This is a genomic window from Allobosea sp. P4_C6 (assembly GCF_056402015.1).
Genome location: NZ_JBFUIF010000080.1, coordinates 1 through 9,803, shown reverse-complemented (window position 1 = coordinate 9,803; position 9,803 = coordinate 1). Strand labels below are relative to the sequence as shown.

Here is a 9,803-nt window from a genome sequence, read left to right as displayed (position 1 = left end):
ACTTTGATCAGTCTCGAAATCGTCGGCGGCCAAGCGATGAACCTCGTTTTCTCGCCGGAGACGCTTGCCAAGCTGGAAGCACTGCTTGCCAAGGCAAATGCCCAGCACGCTAAGCGCGCTCCGATTCAGTAGGAGCGGCATGTGCGCACCCTGATGCTGACCCTGCTTCTTGCGATATCGACCTACGCGGCGGCGTTGGCTGCGGGGCCTCGAAAGGGAGACTTCATGCAGGATTATGTGACCTGCGATTTGTGGATGGACCAGCAGGCGGCAGGCGCCCAAATGCATGTGGCTGTTGGCCGCTGGATTGTCGACGCGCTCCGGCAGCATTCACCTTCCGGCCTGCCGCAGTTTTCGGATGGTCAGCTCGTCGAAATCGTAGAACAGTATTGCAAGGCTCAGCCCAGCCACACGCTGAGCGTAGCGACCTTTCTCGCCGGGCAACGGCTCCCCGACTAAGCAGGAGACCGCATATGTGCGGGCGTTTCAGCCAGGCCTATAGCTGGAGCGAGATTGTCGCCTTCAGTCAGCCGCTGACGGTGCCGGCAAACACGCCCAATCTCCGCGCCCGCTACAACATCGCGCCCACAACCGACATTGATATCATCGTGAAGACTGAGGCCGGCCGCGAGCTGAAGAGAGCGCGTTGGGGCCTAATCCCCGGCTGGCACAAGGGTGGGTTGAAAGACTTCAAACTCGCCGCCTTCAATGCGAGGGTCGAGACGGTCGAGACGAGCGGCACCTTCAAGCAAGCCTATGTGCGAAGACGGTGCATCATCCCCGCCAGCGGGTTCTTCGAATGGACCGGCGAAAAGAAGGACCGGGTGCCGCATTTCTTCTCTGCGGCCGACGGCGATCTGCTGGCGTTCGCGGGTCTCTGGGAAAATTACCGGAACCCCGATACGGGCGAGGACATCACCACCTGCACGATGATTGTCCGCGAAGCCAACGCGTGGACCGCRCAGTATCACGATCGGATGCCCTGCATGCTCATGCGCCAGGATTTCGAGGCTTGGCTGGACGGATCAGGCGGTATGGAACTGCTGAAGCAGCCGCCGCGCGAACTACGGGAATGGATCGTGTCAAAGCGCGTCAATAAGGCGGGCGAAGGCGACGATGATCCGACGACAATCGAACCTTTCAAGGATGATCTATTCTAGCTCCCCCGACCCGCGCAGGAACTAAATGCAGGTCTTCGCCATTCTTCGCTTAACCGTGGAGGAACGCGCTATGTCCAAGCCCAAGGATGAAACGGTTGGCCAGCCGAGGCGCGCAACCGACAGTCGACCGCGGCAAGGTTCGGAAACACCTGAGATCAAGGTGAAGCAATCTCAGATAGACGCCCCGCCGGCTGAAAAGGGTGATCGAAAGCCGTCCTCCTCGTGGAGTCCGATCGACCCCGGCCGGCCCGTTAAGAAACCCTAGATCAAAACAGTTGCCTAGAACGGTCCTTCGCCGGTTACGCCGGGATTACCCGGCCAGGGGAGTAGCTCAGCCGCCGCAGCTAATATGGCCGCGGGTCAACCCATCTTCCTGCAAATGTCACTCGATGGATTTGCGGGGTACTTCGGCACGCTGGCAAGCAACGCGATCCAATCGCGATCGGGGTATTCCGCCATCATCCGCATGGCCAAGGCGCGCGCGCTGGCCACTGGCTCTGCCGGTTTCATGAGAACGCCTCGCTCGTAAAAGCAAACGACCGGTCAATCCTTGTGAAGCTTGCCCAGATTTCCAGGCAGCCCCGAGAACGGCAAGTCGTCCGGCCGCAGCAAGCTTTGGTCTGCATCGGGGCCGTGAGCATTGTCACCCTTATGCGCTTCGTCCCACTGTCGAATTTCGGATGTAAGGCGAGTGAACTCGTCTGCCCCTTCCGAACCATCTGTTGCGTCGCTGATCGCCGCAGCGCGTTCGACCGCAGCCCGATATTCCGCGTGGCTTGTGATGGTCATCGCCATATCTCCCACTGTCCCTATGTCGGCCAACCCCACGTCCGTCAGGCTTGTTCCAATCGGTGCTAATGACTCGCGACCCGTGGACAGAAGCCCTTCTAGTCCGGCTTAACGGCAAGAGCCCTGGCCACCGCCTCAGCAGCATCGTCCGCCGCGGCCTCGAAATCGGCAGCCTTCGATCGCGCGCGTCCGGCCGTTTCGCCGCGAAATTTGAGCGAAGCGCGATAAATCTCTTCGCCGGCCGAATTTTCTACAGCTGCTGTCAAATCGACGGAGTTACCATCAGGTAAGGCATCGTGGGCCATGTCCGCCAAGGCCACCTGTGCCGCGTCTACGGCGGATTTATCACTCGCGAACTCCTTCGGCTCGTTGTCGCAATCTGTCTTCGTCCCGTCATTCATGGTGAAGCGATACACCGGCATGTCGCCCTCCGTTGAGCCGAAGCCTGATGGCTCAGTCGCGCCGAACTACACAAGGGGTTCGAATAGTTCCGCTTCCTGCTGCCTTCTCTCCGAGGCGGGAAGACGGCTGGGGCTGCCATCACCGATCCCGTTGCATGGCCGTAGTTGGGAGGCGAAACAACCAGGTAAACGATGATGTTGGTTCTGCGTTTAATCAGCCGCCTCCGACCACCGCTCCCTGGCCTCAGCCGCGGGGACGATAAGCTTGATGATATCTCCATCCACACCGATCACGAGCCCGAGGTCGATATAGTGGTGTGCTCCACCAGACTCCGGATCGTTCTTCTTGAGCTTGATGAGCTGTCCGCTCAGTGCGTCGACGGTCCCGACGTGAACTCCATCGGAGCCCAGCACGCGTTGGCCTTCCTTGATTTGCTCGACGAACATCATCGCCTTGATCTCCTGTTGATACCTATTGAAGCGGCAACGGAGCGATCGGCGCAGAAGTTCCAACGAGCCAGCGGAACCAAGCTCCCATTGAGATTTTCGGCGGGGTGCGCAATCTCAAGACAGGGCAATGGGTGCGGATGGATTTCGGTGCGATAGTTGCGGCTCTGCCGTCGCATCTTTGGCCAACAAGCGACGTGTATTGTGGCGCTGCTCGCCCCATCTCGCGACATGGTCGGAATAGCGGGCCTTGTTGACCTCAGTGTTGTTTTGCGGAGCGAATGTTCGTCAGCCAGTTGTCGCTGATCCGCTTCGTGATCGTTCAGCGTAAAAAACCTTTAGCGACAAATTCTTCCCAACCCTCCAGCTGAGCATCCAGCATCTCATCTGATGCTACGGGAGCCGCTTTCGACTGGGCGTGCCGCTTTCCTGCTCGGGTCAGCGCGGCTTTGCCCGCGGCCCGCCGACGGTTCTCCACAAGCGTCGCCCCGTCCTCCTCGCGCCAAATCTCGGTCAGGTCGCCATTGAGGATGTGCTCGATATGCGCTGGCTCGAAGACGTGAAAGGTCACTGCCTTCGATCGCCCGCGCAATTTGACCGTTCGGGTTCCGGCACTCTGCAGGCGGCCAGCGCCCATCCATTTGTGGCGCTCGCGGGAAGACATCGACAGGATGTCCTCCGCCTCACTCGGAAGTACCGGAAGGTTTGCTAGTCCTCGCATCGCCTGGGAAATTGTCGTGGATGCGGCTTCGAATTCGTCCAGCGACGCGCCCGGCATATCCAGCAAAGCTTTCCCGGCTTCGACTTTCAGGAATTTCCTTGTCGCCCAAGGCAGCTTCCGTCGGAGTTCGCGTTCTATGCCCTTGGCCCGGACTGAAGATCCAAGGGTCGCACTCGATTGCAGGGGCCAYTCGGCGGTTAGGTCTGATGTGCGATTCACGTCAATCGCTCGCTTCTGATAGCCCACTGGCTCAACCGCCTACAGCGCTCCCGAGTTCCGGCCAAAAAGCAAGCTTGACTCGGAATGCGGTACCGAGAACATAAGAAGAACATAAGGCGTCATTCTATAGGTATAGGCCAGTTGCTGTCACAGCCGGTATTCCAGTCGCTCCGCGACCAGATCGAGCGAATTGAAGGGCGGGGCACTCGTGATCGGACGGTCCTGCCGTTCGGAATCACGATGGTCGATTCACGCTTACCTGGGGGCGGTCTGGCACGGGGTGCTCTGCATGAGGTCGCCGGCGGCGGCAACGGTGCCCTCGACGGCGCCGCGGCCGCTCTGTTCAGCGCCGGTGTCGCAGCCAGAAGCCGCGGCAAAGTGCTCTGGTGCCTGACCAGGGCCGACCTCTTCGCCCCAGCATTCGCCCAGGCGGGGCTCGTTCCCGACCGCGTCATCTACGTCGAGGCCGGCGATGACAAAACGGTTCTCGCCTGCATGGAAGAGGGCCTGCGCCATGGCGGGCTTGGCTCCGTCGTCGGAGAAGTCGCCCGTCTTTCGATGACGGCGTCCCGGCGGCTCCAGCTTGCAGCTGAAGGAACAGGCTCGATCGGTATTGCCTTACGCAGATGGCGACGGGAGGTGGACGCCTCCGACTTCGGGCAGCCGACAGCAGCGATGACCCGATGGCGGGTCTCGGTTCTCCCATCAACGGCACTGCCGGTGCCGGGCGTGGGACGGCCACGATGGCTTGTCGAGCTGATCAGGGCCAGGGCGGGCGAAAGCGCGGATTTTGAATTGGAGGCATGCGATGACACGGGTCGTCTCCGTCTTCCTGCCGAACTGGTCAATCGATCGGTACCGACGGATGGCTGGCGACGCGCCTCGGCCTGAAGTCCCGCTCGTCCTCATCGCTCGCGACGGAAGCAGGAGGTTGGTGCAGGCTGCAAATGCCGCTGCACTCGCCGCCGGGCTACGCGTCGGCATGCCGGCCACAAAGGCGCAGGTGCTTGTGTCATCGTTGGTGGTTAAGCAAGCCGATCTTGCAGCAGACGCGCGGGAACTGGAGCGACTCGCGATCTGGCTGCATCAGCGTGTCGCGCCGATTGTGGCGCCGGATCCGCCGCATGGCATCGTCATCGACACGACTGGCGCCGACCACCTCCATGGCGGCGAAGCGGACATGCTGGAGGCCATCGTCGGACGCCTCGCGATGTCGGGCGTCGAGGCAAGGGCCGCGATCGCCGACAGCTGGGGCGCCGCCCATGCGCTGGCGCGATACGTCTCTCGGTCCATAGTCATCGCGCCTGTCCGGCATGAGGCGCATCCGCTATTACCCCTTCCGTTAGAATGCCTTCGGCTGCCTGCGCAGATATCGGCCGACCTGCGTGTGCTCGGTTTCGACACGGTCGGCGACATCATCGCCCAGCCCCGTTCTCCGCTAACCCTTCGTTTCGGACCCGCGATCGCCCGTCGACTGGCCCAAGCCCTCGGGGAAGTCGCCGAACCTATCGTCGCGATCCGACCACCCGACCTGATCGAGGTGCGGCGAGCGTTCGCCGAGCCGATCGGCGCTTCGGAGACCATCGCCCGCTACATCGGCAAGCTCGTGGCGCAACTCTGCGAGCGCTTGGAACAGCGGGGTCTGGRCGCTCGCCGGCTCGATCTCGTCTGCCATCGCGTCGACCGCGGCCTTCAAACGGTCCGGGTGGGTCTGGCGCGACCGGTCTGCGATGGCAAGCGGCTGACGCGGCTGCTCTGCGAGAAGATCGAGGCGATCGAGCCGGGCTTCGGCATCGAGATCATGACGCTTGCGGCTACGCTGGCCGAGCCCTTGGAACGGAAGCAGTCCATCAGCTCTCTCGTCGAGGAGACCAGCCCCGACATTTCCGGGTTGATCGATATCCTCGCCAATCGGGTTGGCGAACAGGCCGTCTATCGTCTCGCGCCCGTGTCAAGCGACGTTCCCGAGCGTTCGGTTCGCCGCGTTGGGGCGCTTACCGAGGAGACCGGGGCGGCATGGCCGCGCCATTGGCCCCGCCCGGCACGGCTGCTGCCGCGTCCGGAGCCTGTCGAGACCATGGCGCTATTGCCAGATCATCCGCCGTCCTGGTTCAGCTGGCGTGGCGTCCGCCGGCGGGTCCAGCGGGCCGACGGGCCGGAGCGCGTATTCGGCGAGTGGTGGAAGCGCGAGGCCGAGATGGCGGCCGTACGCGACTACTTCCGGGTCGAAGACGATGCCGGTGAGCGCTATTGGATCTATCGCGCAGGTGACGGCGAGGATGTCGCCACGGGATCGCATCGCTGGTTCCTTCATGGAATTTTCGGATGAACGCCCGCTACGCCGAGTTGCAGGTCACGAGCCATTTCAGCTTCCTGCGTGGCGCATCCTCCGCCGAGGAGCTGTTCGCGCAAGCAGCCTTGCTGGGCATCGAAGCCCTGGCCGTCGCAGACCGCAACTCGCTGGCCGGCATCGTTCGCGCCCACGAAGCGGCCAAGGCGACAGGTGTCAGGCTCATCGTCGGCTGCCGGCTGGATCTCACCGACGGAATGTCGCTCCTCGTCTATCCCACCGACCGGGCAGCCTACTCCCGACTTTGCCGGCTGCTCTCGATCGGCAAGAAGCGCGGCGGCAAGGGGCGCTGCCATCTCGAATGGTCAGACGTCATTGCCCAAGGCGATGGCGTGATCGCCGTCCTTGTTCCGGATTTGCCTGACGACAAGTGCGCGTTTCGCCTGCGCCGGCTGCGAGAGGGATTCGGCGACCGTGCTTATCTCGCGCTGTCGCTGCGCCGCCGACCGAATGATCACCTTCGCCTTCACGAATTGGCGAATCTCGCCATCCGCATGCGCGTACCCACGGTCGCGACCAACGACGTGCTCTTTCACGAGCCAGTACGTCGGATCCTGCAGGATGTTGTGACCTGCATCCGCCACAACGTTACGATCGATGCGCTGGGCAACCGGCGTGAGCGCCATGCGGACCGCTACCTGAAGCCGCCGGCGGAGATGCACCGGCTCTTCGCCCGCTACCCCGAGGCTCTGGACCGGGCGCTGCAGATCGCCGACCGCTGCCGGTTCTCGCTCGACGAGCTCGCATACCAATATCCGGAGGAGCGCGACGATCCCACGCTGACGCCTCAGGAGACATTGACGAAGCTGACATGGGAGGGCGCCGCGCAACGCTATCCCGAGGGCATGTCGGACAGCGTACGGGCAAGCCTCAACCATGAGCTGTCGCTGATAGAGCGGCTGGGCTACGCGCCTTACTTCCTGACGGTGAACTCTATCGTCCGTTTCGCCCGCTCGCGCCATATCCTCTGCCAGGGCCGCGGCTCGGCCGCGAATTCCGCCGTCTGTTTCGTGCTCGGCATCACCTCGATCGATCCCGGCCTCAATGATCTCCTCTTCGAGCGTTTCGTCTCGGAAGAACGCCGGGAGCCACCTGACATCGACGTCGACTTCGAGCACRAGCGGCGCGAGATCGTTATGCAGTGGGTGTTTGACACTTACGGCCGTGATCACGCGGCCCTGTGCTCGACCGTCATCCRATACCGGACCAAGGGGGCCTTGCGCGATGTCGGCAAGGCTCTGGGGCTCCCTGAAGATCTGATCGGTACATTGTCGTCGCAGGTCTGGGCCTGGTCAGAGGAAGGCGTCGAGAAGCGGCATGTAGAAGAGCTAAATCTCAACCTGGCCGATCGAAGACTTCGCCTTGCGCTCGATCTCGCTCGCCAACTCCAGGGCGCGCCACGGCATCTCTCTCAGCACCCCGGCGGGTTCGTCCTGACTCATGATCGCCTCGACGACCTCGTCCCGATCGAGCCGGCGGCGATGACCGATCGCCAGATCATCGAATGGGACAAGGGCGATATCGACGCTTTGCGTTTCATGAAGGTCGACGTGCTCGCGCTTGGCATGCTCACCTGCATGAAGCGGGGTCTGGACATGCTCGCTGACCACAAAGGCATCAAGCTCGACCTGGCGTCGATCCCCCCGGAGGATCCCCGAACCTACGCGATGATCCGCAAGGCCGACACGCTCGGGACCTTCCAGATCGAGAGCCGAGCTCAAATGTCGATGCTGCCTCGGCTCAAGCCGCGGACGTACTATGACCTCGTCGTGCAGGTCGCGATCGTTCGGCCTGGCCCGATCCAGGGCGACATGGTTCATCCCTATCTCAGGCGCCGCGAGGGCAACGAGCCGGTGCACTATCCCAAGCCAGAGCTCGAAAAAGTTCTCGGAAAAACGCTGGGTGTACCGCTGTTTCAGGAGCAGGCGATGCGCGTGGCAATTGAGTGCGCCGGCTTCACGCCTGGCGAAGCCGATATGCTGCGAAAGAGCATGGCGACCTTTAAGTTCACCGGTGGGGTCTCTGCTTTCAAGGAGAAGCTGGTCGTCGGCATGGTCGAAAATGGCTATGAGGCCGAGTTTGCCAAAAAAACATTTCGGCAGCTCGAAGGATTTGGGAGCTACGGATTTCCCGAGAGCCACGCTGCCTCCTTCGCCCTGATCGCCTATGCCTCTGCCTGGCTGAAGTGCTGGCATCCAGACGTCTTTTGCGCCGCGCTCCTAAATAGCCAGCCGATGGGATTCTACGCGCCGGCCCAGATCGTGCGGGATGCCCGCGACCATGACGTGGAGGTTCGGCCGGTCTGCRCCAACATCTCCCGCTGGGACTGCACGCTGGAGCCCACAGGTGACGAAACGAGGTTCGCTGTTCGCCTAGGGCTTCGGATGGTGAAGGGGCTCTCAAATGCCCATGCGGCCGCGATCATCACCGCGCGAGCCCGCCTGCCGTTCGAGTCGATCGAGGATCTCTGGCGCCGCTCTTGTGTGCCTGTGGCGGCGTTGGCCCAGATTGCCGAGGCCGACGGGTTCCAGCCCAGTCTCGGCCTCGCGCGGCGGGAAGCGATCTGGGCGATCCGAGTACTGCGAGACGAACCGCTGCCCCTATTTGCGGCCGCTGTGGATCGACAAGCCGACGAGGCGCCGGAGCCAATGGTTGCGCTAAGACCGATGGTGGCCGGCGGAGACGTCGTCGAGGACTACCGACACGTCGGGCTGTCGCTTCGCGATCACCCGGTCTCGTTCCTGCGCCACGATCTAAAACGCAGGGGCATCGTGAGCTGCGAGGTCGCGATGGAAACTCGCGACGGACGATGGATCGAGACCGCGGGCATCGTACTGGTGCGGCAACGTCCAGGTTCAGCTAAGGGCGTCATGTTCATCACACTGGAAGACGAGACTGGCATCGCCAATCTCGTCGTATGGCCGAAGGTGTTCGAGCGCTTTCGGCGAACGATTTTGTCGGCCGGGATGATATCGGTACGAGGACGCATTCAGCGGGAGGGCGAGGTTGTGCATCTCGTCGCTCAGCGGCTCACCGACTTATCCGCCGACCTCGCCGGCGTGGGCCAGCGGGATCGCCAATTCCCTTTGCCGCGCGGCCGGGGCGATGAATTCCACCACGGCTCGCCGACCCCGGACCCGCGCGACCTACCGCCGAAAGACCTCCGTACCCGGGATATCTACCTCCCCGACCTGCACCTCGACACGATCAAGGTGAAGACACGAGACTTTCGGTGACCAGCCAATGGCACCTCGCTCCTGACTTGCATCGACCTCTGGGCATGATGATCTCGTGTCTATGCTCAATCAACGCTTGAGAGTGATCGACMTCGAGACCGCCGGAGACGGCCCGCATGACGTCTGCGAAATCGGCTGGCAGGACATCTCCATCGGTGCAGACGGTCAATGGCAACTTAATGAGGAGCGCGGCGCGCATTTCGTGAAGCCGGGCAGGCCTATTTCCCCAGACACGATGGCGGTACATCATATCCGTGACGAGGACGTTGCCGATGCTCCGTTCTGGAATGAAATTGCCCCTTCGATCCTAAAGCCGCCAGGCGGCGTCATCGCTCTAGCAGCGCACCGCGCGGCGTTCGAGCAGCGCTATTGCCGGCCGCGCCTGAGCGCGGGAGCGAAATGGATCTGTACGTGGAAATGCGCTTTGCGGCTCTGGCCGCACCTGCCGCGATTCTCCAACCAGCTTCTGCGGTATCAGCG

Annotated in this window: 10 protein-coding genes; 6 read left to right on the top strand and 4 right to left on the bottom strand. The window is 62.3% G+C overall.

What is annotated here, in order from left to right:
* Nucleotides 1–141 precede the first annotated feature (141 nt).
* Complete coding sequence (locus AC1DVA_RS25225; protein ID WP_265055301.1) at nt 142–459, top strand: hypothetical protein; 318 nt, start codon at nt 142–144, stop codon at nt 457–459.
* 14 nt (nt 460–473) lie between these two features.
* Complete coding sequence (locus tag AC1DVA_RS25220) at nt 474–1,160, top strand: SOS response-associated peptidase (protein WP_265055300.1); 687 nt, start codon at nt 474–476, stop codon at nt 1,158–1,160.
* A 543-nt stretch (nt 1,161–1,703) separates the two neighbouring features.
* Here the strand turns inward: AC1DVA_RS25220 and AC1DVA_RS25215 are convergent.
* The 4 genes from AC1DVA_RS25215 to AC1DVA_RS25200 all read right to left on the bottom strand — a co-directional run bounded on the left by AC1DVA_RS25215 (nt 1,704) and on the right by AC1DVA_RS25200 (nt 3,764).
* Nucleotides 1,704–1,949, bottom strand: coding sequence for a hypothetical protein (locus AC1DVA_RS25215; RefSeq protein ID WP_265055299.1), 246 nt, complete (start codon nt 1,947–1,949; stop codon nt 1,704–1,706).
* A 98-nt stretch (nt 1,950–2,047) separates the two neighbouring features.
* A complete protein-coding gene (locus AC1DVA_RS25210; RefSeq protein ID WP_476807689.1) occupies nt 2,048–2,371 on the bottom strand; it encodes a DUF6894 family protein in 324 nt (107 codons plus the stop codon).
* Nucleotides 2,372–2,560: 189 nt separating this feature from the next.
* Nucleotides 2,561–2,800: a DUF2171 domain-containing protein gene (locus tag AC1DVA_RS25205; protein WP_265055297.1), complete on the bottom strand. Its 240-nt coding sequence runs from the start codon at nt 2,798–2,800 to the stop codon at nt 2,561–2,563.
* A 319-nt stretch (nt 2,801–3,119) separates the two neighbouring features.
* Nucleotides 3,120–3,764 carry a hypothetical protein gene (locus AC1DVA_RS25200; RefSeq protein WP_476807688.1) on the bottom strand — a complete coding sequence of 215 codons (645 nt, stop codon included), beginning with the start codon at nt 3,762–3,764 and terminating at the stop codon, nt 3,120–3,122.
* A gap of 105 nt (nt 3,765–3,869) precedes the next feature.
* Here AC1DVA_RS25200 and AC1DVA_RS25195 point away from each other — a divergent pair, with 105 nt between their 5' ends.
* The 4 genes from AC1DVA_RS25195 to AC1DVA_RS25180 form a co-directional block, all read left to right on the top strand.
* Nucleotides 3,870–4,628, top strand: coding sequence for an ImuA family protein (locus AC1DVA_RS25195; RefSeq protein WP_442865108.1), 759 nt, complete (start codon nt 3,870–3,872; stop codon nt 4,626–4,628).
* Nucleotides 4,546–6,066 carry a DUF6504 family protein gene (locus tag AC1DVA_RS25190; protein ID WP_476807687.1) on the top strand — a complete coding sequence of 507 codons (1,521 nt, stop codon included), beginning with the start codon at nt 4,546–4,548 and terminating at the stop codon, nt 6,064–6,066. The genes AC1DVA_RS25195 and AC1DVA_RS25190 overlap by 83 nt, the downstream gene beginning before the upstream one ends.
* On the top strand, nt 6,063–9,323 hold the full coding sequence (locus AC1DVA_RS25185; RefSeq protein ID WP_476807686.1) for an error-prone DNA polymerase: 3,261 nt from the start codon (nt 6,063–6,065) through the stop codon (nt 9,321–9,323). Before AC1DVA_RS25190 ends, AC1DVA_RS25185 begins: the two co-directional genes overlap by 4 nt.
* Before the next feature lie 61 nt (nt 9,324–9,384).
* Nucleotides 9,385–9,803: 3'-5' exonuclease (locus AC1DVA_RS25180; RefSeq protein WP_476807685.1), on the top strand; the 419-nt coding region annotated here is incomplete at its 3' end.